The organism is Pseudorhodoferax soli (genome assembly GCF_003337555.1).
GTDB classification, from domain to species: Bacteria; Pseudomonadota; Gammaproteobacteria; order Burkholderiales; family Burkholderiaceae_C; genus Pseudorhodoferax; species Pseudorhodoferax soli.
Window position 1 is genome coordinate 546,275 of sequence record NZ_QPJK01000001.1, and the last position, 15,076, is coordinate 561,350.

At 68.7% G+C, this 15,076-nt stretch carries 20 protein-coding genes; 9 read left to right on the forward strand and 11 right to left on the reverse strand.

Translation table 11 applies throughout. The features are described 5' to 3' along the window. Positions 1-5: 5 nt before the first annotated feature. Genes dut through coaBC form a run of 3 tightly spaced genes read right to left on the reverse strand, consistent with a single transcriptional unit; the run spans position 6 to position 2,025 of the window. On the reverse strand, positions 6-452 hold the full coding sequence (dut, locus tag DES41_RS02420) for a dUTP diphosphatase (protein ID WP_114465532.1): 447 nt from the start codon (positions 450-452) through the stop codon (positions 6-8). Further along, the gene (locus tag DES41_RS02425; protein ID WP_114465534.1) at positions 449-781 is read right to left on the reverse strand and encodes a hypothetical protein; all 333 of its coding nucleotides are present in this window, start codon (positions 779-781) and stop codon (positions 449-451) included. The genes dut and DES41_RS02425 overlap by 4 nt, the downstream gene beginning before the upstream one ends. Next, the gene (gene coaBC, locus DES41_RS02430; protein ID WP_114465536.1) at positions 781-2,025 is read right to left on the reverse strand and encodes a bifunctional phosphopantothenoylcysteine decarboxylase/phosphopantothenate--cysteine ligase CoaBC; all 1,245 of its coding nucleotides are present in this window, start codon (positions 2,023-2,025) and stop codon (positions 781-783) included. The genes DES41_RS02425 and coaBC overlap by 1 nt, the downstream gene beginning before the upstream one ends. A 136-nt stretch (positions 2,026-2,161) precedes the next feature. Between coaBC and DES41_RS02435 the strand changes: the two genes are divergently transcribed. From DES41_RS02435 to DES41_RS02460, 6 genes are read left to right on the forward strand one after another with little or no spacing between them, the layout of a single operon-like run. Further along, positions 2,162-3,841 (forward strand): CTP synthase, encoded by a 1,680-nt coding sequence (locus DES41_RS02435; RefSeq protein WP_114465538.1) that lies wholly within the window; start codon positions 2,162-2,164, stop codon positions 3,839-3,841. A gap of 29 nt (positions 3,842-3,870) precedes the next feature. Continuing rightward, a complete protein-coding gene (locus DES41_RS02440) occupies positions 3,871-4,161 on the forward strand; it encodes a DUF1330 domain-containing protein (RefSeq protein WP_114465540.1) in 291 nt (96 codons plus the stop codon). 45 nt (positions 4,162-4,206) lie between these two features. Further along, positions 4,207-5,490, forward strand: coding sequence for a phosphopyruvate hydratase (gene eno, locus DES41_RS02445; protein WP_114465541.1), 1,284 nt, complete (start codon positions 4,207-4,209; stop codon positions 5,488-5,490). 34 nt (positions 5,491-5,524) lie between these two features. Next, positions 5,525-5,800, forward strand: coding sequence for a septum formation initiator family protein (locus tag DES41_RS02450; protein ID WP_114465542.1), 276 nt, complete (start codon positions 5,525-5,527; stop codon positions 5,798-5,800). Beyond that, positions 5,801-6,448 (forward strand): nicotinamide riboside transporter PnuC, encoded by a 648-nt coding sequence (gene pnuC, locus DES41_RS02455; protein ID WP_114465544.1) that lies wholly within the window; start codon positions 5,801-5,803, stop codon positions 6,446-6,448. After that, positions 6,445-7,092 (forward strand): AAA family ATPase, encoded by a 648-nt coding sequence (locus DES41_RS02460; protein ID WP_245965544.1) that lies wholly within the window; start codon positions 6,445-6,447, stop codon positions 7,090-7,092. The genes pnuC and DES41_RS02460 overlap by 4 nt, the downstream gene beginning before the upstream one ends. Before the next feature lie 29 nt (positions 7,093-7,121). On the opposite strand, the gene hslO is transcribed toward DES41_RS02460, so the two are convergent. From hslO to DES41_RS02475, 3 genes are read right to left on the reverse strand one after another with little or no spacing between them, the layout of a single operon-like run. Then, positions 7,122-8,129, reverse strand: a complete 1,008-nt coding sequence (hslO, locus tag DES41_RS02465; protein WP_114465546.1) for an Hsp33 family molecular chaperone HslO — start codon at positions 8,127-8,129, stop codon at positions 7,122-7,124. Continuing rightward, positions 8,129-8,653, reverse strand: coding sequence for a gamma carbonic anhydrase family protein (locus DES41_RS02470; RefSeq protein ID WP_114465548.1), 525 nt, complete (start codon positions 8,651-8,653; stop codon positions 8,129-8,131). The genes hslO and DES41_RS02470 overlap by 1 nt, the downstream gene beginning before the upstream one ends. Positions 8,654-8,680: 27 nt before the next feature. Continuing rightward, positions 8,681-9,499, reverse strand: a complete 819-nt coding sequence (locus DES41_RS02475; protein ID WP_425466327.1) for a ferritin-like domain-containing protein — start codon at positions 9,497-9,499, stop codon at positions 8,681-8,683. A 94-nt stretch (positions 9,500-9,593) separates the two neighbouring features. Here DES41_RS02475 and DES41_RS02480 point away from each other — a divergent pair, with 94 nt between their 5' ends. Both DES41_RS02480 and DES41_RS02485 read left to right on the forward strand, forming a co-directional pair. Continuing rightward, positions 9,594-10,820 (forward strand): EAL and HDOD domain-containing protein, encoded by a 1,227-nt coding sequence (locus DES41_RS02480; RefSeq protein WP_114465551.1) that lies wholly within the window; start codon positions 9,594-9,596, stop codon positions 10,818-10,820. Between the two features lie 70 nt (positions 10,821-10,890). Next, complete coding sequence (locus DES41_RS02485; protein WP_114465553.1) at positions 10,891-12,150, forward strand: EAL and HDOD domain-containing protein; 1,260 nt, start codon at positions 10,891-10,893, stop codon at positions 12,148-12,150. Positions 12,151-12,175: 25 nt separating this feature from the next. On the opposite strand, the gene DES41_RS02490 is transcribed toward DES41_RS02485, so the two are convergent. After that, positions 12,176-12,424, reverse strand: coding sequence for a hypothetical protein (locus DES41_RS02490; protein ID WP_114465555.1), 249 nt, complete (start codon positions 12,422-12,424; stop codon positions 12,176-12,178). A gap of 264 nt (positions 12,425-12,688) precedes the next feature. On the opposite strand from DES41_RS02490, the gene DES41_RS02495 reads away from it, so the two are divergent. Then, positions 12,689-12,979, forward strand: a complete 291-nt coding sequence (locus DES41_RS02495) for a hypothetical protein (RefSeq protein WP_114465557.1) — start codon at positions 12,689-12,691, stop codon at positions 12,977-12,979. Positions 12,980-13,007: 28 nt separating this feature from the next. Here DES41_RS02495 and DES41_RS02500 read toward each other — a convergent pair whose 3' ends face one another. The 4 genes from DES41_RS02500 to DES41_RS02515 all read right to left on the reverse strand — a co-directional run bounded on the left by DES41_RS02500 (position 13,008) and on the right by DES41_RS02515 (position 15,076). Then, complete coding sequence (locus DES41_RS02500; protein WP_114465559.1) at positions 13,008-13,382, reverse strand: response regulator; 375 nt, start codon at positions 13,380-13,382, stop codon at positions 13,008-13,010. Positions 13,383-13,393: 11 nt separating this feature from the next. After that, positions 13,394-14,008 carry an outer membrane beta-barrel protein gene (locus DES41_RS02505; protein WP_114465560.1) on the reverse strand — a complete coding sequence of 205 codons (615 nt, stop codon included), beginning with the start codon at positions 14,006-14,008 and terminating at the stop codon, positions 13,394-13,396. Between the two features lie 99 nt (positions 14,009-14,107). Further along, positions 14,108-14,518, reverse strand: coding sequence for a Fur family transcriptional regulator (locus DES41_RS02510; protein ID WP_114465562.1), 411 nt, complete (start codon positions 14,516-14,518; stop codon positions 14,108-14,110). A 3-nt stretch (positions 14,519-14,521) separates the two neighbouring features. Beyond that, entirely contained in the window at positions 14,522-15,076 is a 555-nt protein-coding gene (locus DES41_RS02515; protein WP_114465564.1) for a DUF3299 domain-containing protein, read from the reverse strand.

A 15,076-nucleotide genomic window follows, 5' to 3' on the forward strand; every position in this document is an offset into this window, starting at 1 on the left:
GCGGCTCAGGCGGTGCCGGTCGAGCCGTAGCCGCCCGCGCCGCGGGCGGAGGCTTCGAAGTCCTGCACGATGTTGAACGTCGCCTGCACCACGGGCACCACCACGAGTTGCGCAATGCGCTCCATGGGCTGCACGGTGTAGGCCGTGCTGCTGCGGTTCCAGGCGCTCACCATCAGCTGCCCCTGGTAATCGCTGTCGATCAGACCCACCAGGTTGCCCAGCACGATGCCGTGCTTGTGGCCCAGGCCCGAGCGCGGCAGGATCATGGCGGCGTAGCCCGGGTCGGCCAGGTGGATGGCGATGCCGGTGGGCACCAGTTGCCAGGCGCCGGGCGCCAGCAGCAGCGGCGCCTCCAGGCAGGCCCGCAGGTCCAGGCCGGCACTGCCCGGAGTGGCATAGGCCGGCAGCTGTTCGGCCATGCGGGGATCGAGGATCTTGACGTCGATGTTCATCGTTTTTGCGGGAGCAGGTTGCGCCATGGCAGATGGCGCAGGCGCAGGAAGGCGAAGACGAGGTAGGCCAGCGCGACCAGAGCGCCCCAGGGGGCGAGCAGCGGCACGGCCGCGGACAGCATCAACCAAACCACATACAGGAACAGCGCGCCCTGCACCAGCTGGCGCAGCGGCGCGAAGGCCTTGGCGGCTGCGGGGATGGCCTTGGCCACGGGCATGCGCGGCGGGCGCTTCGGCGCAGGCGCGCCGGCCGGCGGCTGCGGCCGGGTCAGTTGCTCGATGTAGCGCGCGAAGTCGCCATCGGGCGGCGTGTCGTAGGGCGAGTGCATCAGCTCAAGCGCGTGGCGATCTCGGCCACCAGCTGGCGCGCCAGCGCCAGCTTGGACGCATGCGGCAGTTCGCGCGCGCCAGCCTCGTCGACCAGCAGCAAGGCGTTGTGGTCCTGGCCGAAGGTCGCAGGGCCGATGTTGCCCACCAGCAGCGGCACGCCCTTGCGGGCCCGCTTGGCCTGGGCGTTCTGCAGCAGGGCCTCGCTCTCGGCGGCGAAGCCCACGCAGTACAGCGCACCGCTTCGGGCGCGCGGCGACTGCGCCACGCGCGCCAGCACGTCGGTGTTTTCGACGAAGCTCAGCGCCGGCACCTGGCCCGAGCCGTCCTTCTTGATCTTCTGCTCGGCCGCATGCGCAGGCCGCCAGTCGGCGACGGCAGCCGTGGCGACGAACACCGAGGCCGCGTCCACATGTTGCTCCACGGCCAGCAGCAGGTCTTGCGCCGAGCGCACGTCCACGCGCGCCACGCCACGCGGCGTGGCCAGGTGCACTGGGCCCGCCACCAGCGTCACGCGGGCACCGGCTTCGCGCGCGGCACGCGCGATGGCAAAGCCCATCTTGCCGCTGGACAGATTGGTGATGCCGCGCACCGGGTCGATGGCCTCGAAGGTCGGCCCTGCCGTGACGAGCACGTGCTGGCCCGCGAGCGGCTTGGGCGACAGGTGGGCGATCAGGTCGTCGACGATCTCGGCCGGCTCCAGCATGCGACCGTCGCCGGTCTCCCCGCAGGCCTGCGGCCCGCTGCCAACGCCCAGCAGCACGGCGCCATCCGAGGCCAGTTGCGCCATGTTGCGCTGGGTCGCGGGGTGCAGCCACATCTCGCGGTTCATGGCCGGCGCCACGAGCAGCGGCACGCGCTGCATCGGCCGCGCCAGGCACAGCAAGCTCAGCAACTCGTCGGAACGGCCATGCACGAGCCGCGCGATGAAGTCGGCACTGCACGGCGCCAGCACGATCGCATCGGCCTCGCGCGAGAGGTTGATGTGCGGCATGTTGTTCGGCTCGCGCGCATCCCACTGCGAGCCGTAGACCGGCCGGTTCGACAGCGCCTGCATGGTCACGGGCGTGATGAACTGCTCGGCCGCCTCGGTCATGACCACCTGCACGGTCGCACCCTGCTTGATGAGCAGCCGGCACAGCTCGGCCGACTTGTAGCAAGCAATGCCGCCCGTCAGGCCCAGCACGATGTGGCGGCCGGCCAGATCGCCTGCCGCGCCCGGCTGCGGCTGGGCGGAGTTGTCCATGGGGTTCCCTCGTTGCACGTGGGGGCGCAATTTAGCAGACAAGGCAAGGCCACCCGCGGCCGCACCGCAATGGGGCCGGGCGCCCTCCTATAATCTCGCTTTACCACCTCCCCGGGAACGTTTTCCCGACCCTGACATGACCAAATTCGTCTTCGTCACCGGCGGTGTGGTGTCCTCCCTCGGCAAGGGAATCGCCTCAGCCTCCCTTGCTGCGATCCTGGAATCGCGTGGCCTGAAGGTCACCCTCATCAAGCTCGATCCGTACATCAACGTCGATCCGGGCACGATGTCGCCGTTCCAGCATGGCGAAGTGTTCGTGACCGACGACGGTGCCGAGACCGACCTGGACCTGGGCCACTACGAACGCTTCATCGAAACGCGCATGCGGCGCACCAATAACTTCACCACGGGCCGCATCTACCAGTCCGTGCTGGAGAAGGAACGCCGCGGCGACTACCTGGGCAAGACCGTGCAGGTGATCCCGCACGTGACCAACGAGATCCAGGAGTACATCAAGCGCGGCGCCGGTGTCGGCACGCCGGACGCGGTCGACGTGGCCATCGTCGAGATCGGCGGCACCGTGGGCGACATCGAATCGCTGCCCTTCCTGGAAGCCGTGCGCCAGATGAGCCTGCGCATGGGCCCGAACCAGGCCGCCTTCGTGCACCTGACCTACCTGCCCTGGATCGCCGCGGCCGGCGAACTCAAGACCAAGCCCACGCAGCACACGGTGCAAAAGCTGCGCGAGATCGGCATCCAGGCGGATGCGCTGCTGTGCCGCGCCGACCGCCGCATTCCCGACGAGGAAGCCGAGAAAATCTCGCTCTTCACCAACGTGGCGCGCTGGGGCGTGATCTCCATGTGGGACGTGGACACCATCTACAAGGTGCCGCGCATGCTGCACGAGCAGGGCCTGGACGGCCTGATCTGCGACAAGCTGCGCCTGAACACGCCACCGGCCAAGCTCAAGCGCTGGGACGACCTGGTGTATGAGACCGAGCACCCGCAGCACGAAGTCAACATCGCCATGGTCGGCAAGTACGTCGACCTGTCCGACAGCTACAAGTCGCTCAACGAGGCGCTGCGCCATGCCGGCATGCGCAACCATGCGCGCGTGAAGATCAGCTACCTCGATTCCGAGACCATCACGCCCGGCAACGTGGCGCAGCTGGCGCAGTACGACGCCATCCTGGTGCCGGGCGGCTTCGGCAAGCGTGGTGTCGAAGGCAAGATCTGCGCGGCGCGCTATGCACGTGAGCAGCGCGTGCCCTACCTGGGCATCTGCCTCGGAATGCAGGTCGCCACCATCGAGTTCGCGCGCCACGTGGCGGGCCTGGCCCATGCCAACAGCACCGAGTTCGAGCCGACTGCGCCGCACCCCGTGATCGCGCTGATCACCGAGTGGAAGGACGCCGACGGCAGCATCAAGACGCGCGACGAGAAGTCCGACCTGGGCGGCACCATGCGTCTGGGCGCGCAGAGCTCCGACGTGGCCAAGAACACGCTGGCCCACGAGATCTACGGCGACGTGGTGACCGAGCGCCACCGCCACCGCTACGAAGCTAACGTGAAGTACCTGGACAAGCTGCGCGCCGCCGGCCTCGTGATCTCCGCGTTGACGCAGCGCGAGCAGCTGACCGAGATCGTCGAGCTGCCGAAGAGTCAGCACCCGTGGTTCATGGGTGTGCAGTTCCACCCCGAGTTCAAGTCGACGCCGTGGGATGGGCACCCGCTGTTCAACGCCTTCGTGAAGGCTGCGCTGGACCAGCAGAGCGCCGGCCTTGCGCAGCCGACCCAAGCCGCCGAAGTGGCCTGAGCCACGCCGCACCAGGAGACCACGACACCATGCCCAGCGCCTTCATCATTGCCGATGTGACCGTCACCAACCCCGCGCAGTACGAGGACTACAAGAAGTGGTCGTCCGCGGCGATGCAGGCCCATGGCGCCGAAGTCTGCGTGCGCGGCGGCAAGGTCGAAGTGCTGGAAGGCGACTGGAGCCCGACGCGCATGGTGATGCTCAAGTTCCCCACCGTCGAGGCGGCCAAGGCCTTCAACGATTCGCCCGAGTACGGCAAGGCGCGCGCCGCGCGCCAGGGCGCGGCCATCATGCGCATGGTCGTGGTCGAAGGCGTCTGAACGCCGCCGCCCCAAGGATTCCCTAGCTCTTAGAAAGAAGCATCAATGAGTGCCATCGTAGACATCGTGGGTCGCGAGATCCTGGACAGCCGCGGCAATCCCACCGTCGAGTGCGACGTGTTGCTGGAGTCCGGCACCATGGGCCGCGCCGCCGTGCCGTCCGGCGCCTCCACCGGCTCGCGCGAAGCCATCGAACTGCGTGACGGCGACAAGAGCCGCTACCTGGGCAAGGGCGTGCTCAAGGCCGTCGAGCATGTCAACACCGAGATCAGCGAAGCCGTGCTGGGACTGGACGCCTCCGAGCAGGCCTTCCTGGACAAGACCCTGATCGACCTGGACGGCACCGAGAACAAGTCCCGCCTGGGCGCGAACGCCATGCTGGCGGTGTCCATGGCCGTGGCCCGTGCCGCCGCCGAGGAATCGGGCCTGCCGCTGTACCGCTACTTCGGCGGCATGGGCGGCATCTCGCTGCCGGTGCCGATGATGAACGTCATCAACGGCGGCGCCCACGCCAACAACTCGCTGGACCTGCAGGAGTTCATGATCATCCCGGTTGGCGCACCCAGCTTCCGCGAAGCGCTGCGCTACGGCACCGAGACCTTCCACGCGCTCAAGAAGATCCTGAACGACCAGGGCATCAGCACGGCCGTCGGCGACGAGGGCGGCTTCGCCCCCAGCGTTGCGAGCCACGAAGCCGCCATCCAGATGATCCTGCAGGCCATCGAGCAAGCCGGCTACAAGCCCGGCGAGCAGATCGCCCTCGGCCTGGACTGCGCCGCCTCCGAGTTCTACAAGGACGGCAAGTACGTGCTCGAAGGCGAAGGCCTGTCGTTGTCCAGCGAAGAGTGGACCGCCATGCTGTCCGGCTGGTGCGACAAGTACCCCATCATCAGCATCGAAGACGGCATGGCCGAAGGCGACTGGGATGGCTGGAAGCACCAGACCGACGTGCTGGGCAAGCGCGTGCAGCTGGTCGGCGATGACCTGTTCGTGACCAACACCAAGATCCTGCAGCAGGGCATCGAGCGTGGCGTGGCCAACTCCATCCTGATCAAGATCAACCAGATCGGCACGCTGACCGAGACCTTCGCCGCCATCGAGCTGGCCAAGACCTCGGGCTACACCTCGGTCATCAGCCACCGCTCGGGCGAGACCGAAGACTCCACGATCGCCGACATCGCGGTGGGCACCAACGCCGGCCAGATCAAGACCGGCTCGCTGTCGCGCTCGGACCGCATGGCCAAGTACAACCAGCTGCTGCGCATCGAGGAAGACCTCGGCGACGTCGCACGCTACCCGGGCCGCCGCGCGTTCAACGTGCTGCGCTGAGCGTTTCGCTCCCACCTGCTCCGTCGCCGTTCCCATGGGCTCGCGCTTCGTTCCGGCCGTGCTGCTGGTGCTGCTGGCCGTCGTGCACGCCCAGCTGTGGTTTGGCCGCGGCAGCATCTCCAACGTGGCCGAGCTGCAGGAGCGGCTGATCGACCAGCAGGCCGCCAATGCCAAGGCCCAGGCCGTCAACGACCGCCTCGCGGCCGAGGTCGCCGACCTCAAGGACGGCCTGGAGATGGTGGAAGAAAAGGCCCGCGGCGAACTGGGCATGGTCAAGCCCAACGAACTGTTCGTCCAGCTGACGCGCTGAATGCCCGAGCCGCTGATCGCCCTGTGGCTGTGGCTGCTGGAGCCGGCCTTCACGCTGTGGGGCGTGGCCAGCAGCTGGCTCGAGCTCCTGGCCGTGCTGCTGGCGCTGGCCATGGTGGGCTTCAACATCCGCGAGCGGCACTGGGGCTGGCCATTGGCCATCGTGAGTTCGCTGCTGTATTTCGGCCTCTTCTCGCGCAGCAAGCTCTATGGCGATGCCGCGCTGCAGATCTTCTTCGCCAGCGTGGCGCTGTGGGGCTGGTTCAACTGGCTGCGCGGCCACCGGCCGGACGGCTCGGCGCTGCGCGTGGCGCGCCTGTCCGCCCGGGGCTGCTGGGCCGTGGTGGCCGCATGCGCCGTGCTGTGGCCCCTGGTGGCGCTGTTCCTCATGCGCTTCACCGACACCGACGTGCCCTGGTGGGACGCCTTCCCCACGGCCGTGAGCCTGGTCGGCCAGTACTTGCTGGGGCGCAAGTACATCGAGAACTGGCTGGTCTGGCTGGTCGTCAACACCGTCAGCGTGGGCCTGTTCGCCTACAAGGGCCTGTGGCTCACCACGCTGCTCTACACCGCATTCATCGGCTTGAGCTGGCTGGGCTGGCAGGCCTGGAAGCGTCGGCTCGCCACGGCCGTTCCGGGCACCCTGTGAGCATCCGGATCGCGCTGCTCGGTGCCGAGAGCAGCGGCAAGACCGCACTGTCCCAGGCGCTGGCGCAATCGCTCGCCGCGCGCGGCCTCGGGGTGGCACTGGTGCCCGAGCTGCTGCGCCAGTGGTGCCTGGACGCCGGCCGCACGCCGCGCCCGGAGGAGCAGGATGGCATTGCGCGGGCGCACGCCGGCGCCATCGATGCCGCCGCCGCCAAGGCGCCCGAGCTGCTCATCGCAGACACCACGCCGCTGATGGTCGCCGTCTACAGCGATCTGCTGTTCAAAGACCGTTCCCTCTACCCCTTCGCGCTGGAACACCAGCGCGGCTACGCACTGACCCTGCTGATGGGCCTGGATCTGCCCTGGGTGGCCGATGGCCTGCAACGCGACGGCCCGCATGTGCAGGCGCCCGTGGATGCGCTGGTGCGCGCCGCGCTGGAGGGTGCCGGCCTGCCCTACCAGGTGGTCTACGGCAGCGGCGCGGCGCGCCTGGCCCGCGCCGAACGCGCGCTGCACCATCTGCCAGCGCTCGCCGGCCGGCTCGAACCGCTGCCGGAGCCGCCGCCACGGGCACGCTGGCGCTGTGGCTGCGATGGCGACGCGAGCTGCGAGCACCGGCTGTTCCAGCGCCTGACGGCGCGCTGAGCCGGCGCCGGCCGCGCCGGCAGCAGCCCTTACTGCACGGCCTGGCTGCCCGGCGGCAGCGAACCCGGCGGCGCGAAGATTTGCGCAGCGTCCACCGCGTCGAAGCGGTATTGCTGGCCGCAGAACTCGCAGCCGACCTCGATGTTCTCGCGCTCGGACAGGATGGACTCGGCCTCGGCCACGCCCAGGCCGCGGATCATCTGCGCCACCCGCTCGCGGCTGCAGGTGCAGGCGAAGCGCGGGCCGCTGTCGCCGGTGAGCGGCGCGAAGGTCAGCACGCCCTCTTCCCAGAACAGGCGGCGCAGCACGGTGTCGATGTCCAGGCTCAGCAGCTCTTCGCGCTTGAGCGTGCTGGCGAGGTGAGCAATGCGGTTGAAGTCCTCGTTCTGGCCTTGGGTGTCGGCCTGATCGGTTTCCTCGCCCTCATTGGCCTGCCCGGCCTGGCCGGCCAGGTTGGCCTCGCCCTTGACGGGCAGCCGCTGGATCAGCAGCCCGGCGGCCACCTGCGCATCGGCCGCCAGCACCAGCACGGTGTCCAGCTGCTCGCTGTGCCGCATGTAGTGCTGCAGCACCTGCGCCATGCGGCCGAAGCTCTGCCCCTCGCCATCGCTGAGGGCCACCACGCCCTGGTAGGGCTGCTGGCCCGGCTGCTTGCGCGCCGGGTCGAGCGTGATCGCGCAGCGGCCCTGGCCGGTCTGGTCGATCAGCTCGGCCAGCGTGGCACCGCTCTCGACAGGGCCCGTCAGCGAAGCGGTGGCCCGCACGCGCAGGTCGGATTGCACCTCGACCACGGCCAGCTTGAGCGGGCCGTCGCCGAAGACCTGCAGCACCAGCGCGCCGTCGAACTGGATGCCGGCCTGCATCAGCACGGCCGCGGCCGTCATCTCGCCCAGCAGCGACTGCACCGGCACGGGGTAGGCCCCGGCCGTGGTGTTGGAGGCACGCCGGCGCAGCACTTCTTGCCAGGCGTCGGTCAGGCGCACGATGGCGCCCCGTACGGGCAGGCCGTCGAACAGGAATTTGCGCAATTCCGACATCAGCCGATCTTCCGCAGGCCGGCACGGTAACGCCGGGCATTGGCCATGTAGTGCTGGGCACTGCGGCGCAGGCCCTCGACCTGCTCGGGCGTCAGTTGGCGCACCACCTTGGCAGGGCTGCCGACGATCATCGAGCCGTCCGGGAATTCCTTGCCTTCGGTCACGAGCGCACCCGCGCCGACCAGGCAGTTGCGGCCGATCTTCGCGTTGTTGAGCACGATGGCGCCGATGCCGATCAGCGACTCGTCGCCCACGGTGCAGCCGTGCAGCATGACCTGGTGGCCCACGGTGACGTGCTTGCCGATGGTGAGCGGCACACCTTCGTCGGCGTGCAGCACGCTGTTGTCCTGGATGTTGCTGCCCTCGCCCACGGAAATCGGCCCGCTGTCGCCGCGGATCACCACGCCCGGCCAGACGCTGGCGTCCGGCCCCAGCGCCACGCCACCGATCACCTGGGCGCTCTCGGCCACCCAGGCTGTCTCTGCCACCTGGGGCGTGCGTTCATCCAATGCGTACAAAGCCATGTTGCGTCCTCGTGGTGGTGTCTCAGGTCATTGTAGGGAGGCGTCCGGCTGCTGCAGGGCCGCGAGCTCGGCCTCGCTGAAGCCGGCAGCGCGCCGCGCGTCCAGGTTGAATGGGCCGCGCAGGCGCGGTGCGCCGTAGCGGCGGGCCAACTCGGCGTAGGTGGCCACCGGCTCCAGCCCGCGCGCTCCGCAGAGCCAACCGTACCAGTGGTTGCCGATGGCCACATGGCCGACCTCGTCGGCCAGGATCACGTCCAGGATCTCGCCGGCGCGCAGGTCGCCCGCGGCCACCAGCTTGGCACGGATCGGGGGTGCGGCGTCCAGGCCACGCGCCTCCAGCGTGCGCGGCACCAGCGCCAGGCGGGCGAGCAGGTCGTCCTGGGTCTTCTCGGCCATGTCCCACAGGCCGTTGTGGGCCGGGAAGTCGCCATAGGCATGGCCGAGTTCCGCCAGGTGCGCTGCCAGCAGTTGGAAGTGCAGCGCTTCTTCGCGCGCGACGCGGGCCCAGTCGCGGTAGAAGGCCTCGGGCAGGCCGGGGAAGCGCCACAGGATGTCGCAGGCCAGGTTGATGGCGTTGAACTCGATGTGCGCCAGCGCGTGGAGCAGCACCGCGCGGCCCGCCGGCGTGTGCACCGGCCGCGGCTTGAGCTGCTGGTGGGGCACCAGCACGGGCTGGGCCGGGCGGCCCGGCACCGGTGCCGGTCGCTGCAGCGGCTGCCGCACGTCCAGCGCCAGGCCATCGTCCAGCGCACGGGCCAGCGCGGCCTTGCGCGCAGGCGCGCTTTCGCACAACGCACACAGCGCGGCCGGGCGCAGGCCGGCTTCGATGTTCGAAGATTGGGTCAAGTGTGGGAGCCCATTGGAATGAGATGGCGTGCGAATGAAACGTAGCGCCCTAGAATTCGCCAAGACTCCATTCTGGTTGAACTGCCACCCCCCCATGACCGTTGCCGATACCGCGTCCATGCTGATCGCCCGCCAGCCCATCGTGGACAAACGCCGGGCGGTGTTCGGCTATGAGCTGTTCGACCGCTCGCACCCGGGCCAGGCGCATACGCCGGCGCACGATGTGGCATTGGTGTTCAGCGCGCTGGCCCACACCGGCAGCGAGGCCCTGGTCGGCCAGTTCGCGATCTTCGTGAAGAGCACGCACAACAGCCTGGCCGGCGGCCACCTGGACCTGGTCCAGCCCGAACGGCTGGTGCTGGAGATCGAAGGCATCGCGGGCGACGCACCCGCCGAGATCGACGCGCACTCGCATGCCCTGCTGGGGCTGCGCAAGCGCGGCTTCCGCCTGGCCTTCAGCCAGCAGGTGCTCGATCCGGCCTATGCCAGCTGGCAGCCGCTGGCCGACTTCATCAAGATGGATCTCGCGGCCATCGACCCGATGCAGTTGCCCAAGCTGATCCAGGCCGCGCAGACCCGTACCGGCGCCCGGCTGATCGCCGAGAAGACCGAGACCGCCGCCCAGTACGAGCAGCTGGCCGGCTATGGCGTGGAGCTGTTCCAGGGCTACTGGTTCGCCAAGCCCGACCTGATCAAGACGCGCCTGCTGCCCCCCTCCCAGGCCAACGTGATCCAGCTCATCAACCTGGTGCGCAACCAGGCCAGCACCGATGAGATCGAGCAGGTCCTCAAGAAGGACGCGATGCTGGGCTTCAACCTGATGCGCCTGATCAATTCCTCAGGCTTCGGGCTCACGCGCGAGATCACCTCGTTCCGTCAGGCCGTCATGCTGCTGGGCCTGAAGAAGCTGTTCCGCTGGGCCGCACTGTTGCTGACGACGGCAGCCGGCGGCGCAGCGTCGCCGGTGGTGGGCAGCACGGCGGTGGTCCGCGGCCGGCTCATGGAACTGCTGGCGGCCGAGTCGATGTCGCCCGAAGAGTGCGATGCCGCCTTCGTGGTGGGCGTGTTCTCGCTGCTGGACACCATGCTGGGCATGCCCATGGAGCAGGCCGTGGGCCTGCTGACGCTGCAGCCACCGATCGTCGACGCGCTGCTGCACGGCAATGGCCCGTATGCCGACCTGCTGGCCCTGGCGCAGGCCTGCGAAACCGGCGATGCCGAGTCATTCCGCCGTGCCACGGCGGCCCTGCACCTCACCGAGCGCCAGGTCAGCCTGGCGCACCTCGATGCGCTGGCCTGGGCCGACGCCCTGGTCGAGTGAGCCACGCCCACCCGCACCAGCCAACGCCTGCCCGCTGTCCAGAACCGCTTGCCCGCACGGAGCCTGCACCATGTCCATCATCTCCGACGCGCTGACACCCATGAAGCCGCCTCCCGGCGATGCCGACAACCAGGTCGTGATCGCGCGGCAGGCCATCGTGGACGACACCCGGACGGTGCTCGGTTACGAGCTCTTCGACCGATCGACCTCGCCCAGCCAGCACACGGCCGACAGCGACGCCGCCCTGCTGTTCAACGCGCTGTCGTTCGCCGACACCGAGACCCTGGTCGGCAACAAGCTCGTGTTCATCAACTGCACGCACGAGAGCCTGGCCGGTGGCCACCTGGAGCTGATCCACCCGGACAAGGTGGTGCTGGAGGTGCCGCCGATCGCCGGGCACGACCCCGCCCTCATCGCCAAGATGGCCGAGGTCATGCAGAAGCTGCACAAGGAAGGCTTTCGCTTCGCCTTCAACCACACCGTGTTGACGCGCGGCTACGCACCCTGGCGCCCGCTGGCGGCCTACGTCAAGCTGGACCTGATGGTGCTGTCCAGCGACAAGGTGGAAGCCTTCGTGCAGTTCGCGCGGAGCAACACCAACGCCCAGCTGGTGGCCGAAAAGGTGGAAACGGGCGAGCAGCACAAGCTGCTGGCCAGCTACGGTGTCAAGCTGTTCCAGGGCTACTGGTTCGCCAAGCCGACGATGGTCAAGGCCCTGACGATCCGGCCATCGCAGGCGACGATCATCCGGCTCATCAACCTCGTGCGGAACCAGGCCGACGCCACCGAACTGGAAGATCTGCTCAAGCGCGACCCCACGCTGTCGTTCAATCTGCTGCGCTTCATCAATGCCTCGGGCTTCGGGCTGAACTGCGAGATCACCTCATTCCGCCACGCGGTCATGATCCTCGGCATGCACAAGCTGTTCCGCTGGGCCGCGCTGCTGATGAGCACCTCGCACAGCGGTGGGCCGCCACCGGCCATCGGCCACACCGCGGTGGTCCGCGGCCGTCTCATGGAGCTGCTGACGGCCGAACTGCTGTCACCGGAGGAATGCGACAACGCCTTCACCGTCGGCGTGTTCTCGCTGCTGGACAGCATGCTGGGTGTGCCCATGGCCAAGGCGCTGGAGTCGGTCGAACTGCCCGAGCCGGTGGTCGATGCGCTGCAGCACCGCCGTGGCCTGTATGCGCCCTTCCTCGAATTGACGGAGGCCTGCGAGCGCGGCGACGACGCGGTCTTCGCGCGTGTGGCCAATGCGCTGGCCCTGTCGAGCCGGCAGGTCAACATGGCGCACCTGCAGGCGCTGGCCTGGGCGGAATCCGCCTGAGGGCCCGCCTTCCTGCAGCGCCAGCTCAGCCGGCGTCCTTGAGCGCCTTCTTGGCCTTGCCGGCGGAGCGCTGGGATTGCTTCTTGTGGTAATCCGATTTCACGTTGTTGACCACCTTGCCCACAGGGCCGCTCTTCTCGGCTTCGTTCTCGGCGCGTTTCTGGTCGATCTTGTGCTTGGTGGCATCGGTCGCCTCCGAGGCGGCCTTGCCGATCTGGGCGGAAGCGGTGGCCATGCTCAGTGCCGCAACGGTTGCCAACAGGAACGTCTTCATCGGATCCTCCATCCGTAACGCACGCAAACACGTGCCTAGTGATCCTCGAGCAACGGCGTGCCACGGCCTGTAGGCTGGTGCCGTCCAAGTGTGTGGGCCGCTCCCGTCGCGCGCCATCGCGCCCGCGCTTGTCAGCCGACCACGGACAAGCCGCACGTGTGCATGCGCCAACGGCCTACAAGCAGCCCGCTTGCGGACACGCAATATCCCCACCGAAACCAGATGCAACAGCGGCGTCTGGGCGCAGAAAGAGGGGAAAGCGACATGGATTTGCACCAGGCACAGGCCTTGGCTCTGATCGAGGAGCACCGGCGGGACGACACGTGCATGGCATTGCACGACTCCGGTTATGGCGACCTGGCCGACCAATGGCTGCAAGCGAGCAGCGAATTCGAGACGGTGGCGCGCGACCGACTGGAACCCGCCGCCATGGACGGCATGGAGGCCCCGGTCAGCACCGACGTGCTGCGCGCCTACGCCCGCATGTGCGTGAGTTGGTCGCGCATCGTGCAGCTGCGCGACCAGGCGGTCGGCTGGATGGAACGGCGCTACTGAAGCGTCCGCACAAGCGCCCGCGCCGGCCTCACGCCTTGCCTAGCGAGGCCACCATCTTATGCAGCAGTTGCTCCAGCGCGTCGACTTCAAAAGGCTTGGTCAGGGCATGCACGTGCGGCCCTAGCGCCGCCAGCTCGCCCCCCATGTCGTAGCCCGAGCACAGCAGCACGTGCTGTGCCGGCTTGCGCGCCAGCACCTGCTGTGCCAGTTCCACGCCCGACAGCCCGGGCAAGCCCACGTCGGTGATCAGGATGTCGCAATCGTCCTGCGCCAGCAGGGCCAGGCCTTCCTCGCCGCTGGCGCAGACCCTCACGGCGTAGCCGGGCTCCTCCTCCAGCAGCATGGCGATGGAATCGCGCAGGTCTTCGTTGTCTTCGACGTACAGGATACGGGTCTGGGGCATGGAGGCAGTGTCTAGAAGCGGTACTTGAGCCCGATGCTGGTGGAACGGACCCAGCCATTGTCGTCGCCAGCGAAATCGAAACGGTGGCGCTGCCAATCCAGCACCGCCGACCAGTTGCTGCTGAAGGCCCAGTCCACACCGAGGCCGTAGGCCGGCCCCCAGCCGCTCGCGCGGCCGGTGGCAATGCCGGCGCCGGGCGCGGCGTCGATGCGTGTGCGCCCCCAGGTGGTGCCGACGCGGCCGAACACCCCGACACCGGCAGCCACCTGCGCACGGCCGACCAGGCTGAAATTGACGCCCTCGGCCCGGGTGTCGCCGCCGCCGCGCTCGAGATCACCCATGCTCAGCAGGCCGATCTCGGCACCGAAGTTGGGCGTGAACATGCCGCCCACATAGGCATTGCCCGACAGGCTGGGCTGGTCGCAGCCGCCCGGGCCGCAATCGAGCCGGTAGCTCGGACGGCCCAGGTTGATCCCCGCATAGCCGCCCGGCAACCAGCTGCCGCGGCGCAGCTCGTAGTTCGCGCCGGATGGAGGTGAGGATGAGGTGCTGCTGCCCTGCGCGAAAGCGCAGGCGCACGCCAGCAGACCGACGGCCAGGGCCGCACGCGTTCGCAAGCTGTCCATACGTCCTCCTGTGGGCGGGCCAGCACGCCCGACGAGCGCATTCTCGCCATCGGCCCGCCCGAACATTGTGGGACAAAAGCGCGTCGACGGGCGCTTTTCTCAGCCTCGCCGCAGGGCCGCGCCGCGGCGGCTGGGCTTGGGTGCCGCGCACTCGTCGCAACGGCCATACAGCGTGAGTTCGTGGCGCTCCACCGCGAAGCCCGGCGGCGCCAGCTTGTGCATGTCGCCAGGGCAGGCGTGCACGTCGAATACGCGGTGGCAGGCCGTGCAACTGAAGTGGTGGTGGTGGTGGTGCCCGCCCGGCTCGAAGCGCGGCGCCTCGCCGGGCAGCTCCACGCTCTGCACCTCGCCCGCCTCGGCCAGCTGCTTGAGGTTGCGGTACACGGTGGCGATGCCCAGCGCCGGCACCTCGATCTGCGCTGCGGCCAGGATCTCGGTGGGCAGCAGCGGCCGACCGGCCTGCACCAGGGCCTGGCGGATCGCGTCGCGCTGGCGGGTACTGCGCTCCACGCCTTATTTCTCTCGGTACTTCTCGACCTTGGCCACGCGCATGGTGTAGCCGGCCACGCCCATCGACGACGGCGCACGCTCGATCTCCAGCCGGCCGTAGACCCAGACCGCTTCCATCGTGCGCAGGCCCGTGAAGGGTTTGTCGGCCCGGCCCAGCAGGATCTGGTTGGACGGCGGCGGCGGCGTGTGGATGCAGGCGCCGAAGTACGGCACCAGCAGGAACTCGCGGATGCCCTGCTTGCCCTCCTCCAGCGGCACGAGGTAGCCGGGCAGCTTGGCGTCGATGCCGTTCATGGCGGCGACGGTGGGCGCGTTGTCCCAGATCTCGCGCAGCTTGTCCATGAGCTCCTTGGCGCGCGGGTCGGTGTCTTGCAGGCCGCCGGCGCCGCCGCTCAGTCCCTGCAGGTCCTTGGCCGGATCCCAGCCTGCCGGCACCAGCTCGGTCCAGGTGATCTCGCGGAACTGCGCGGCCCGGGCGGCCAGCGGCGCCAGGGCGGCAACGGCACAGGCGACCAGGGCGGCCCGGCGCGTCGGCAGGCGGTCACGGTTTTGCAACAT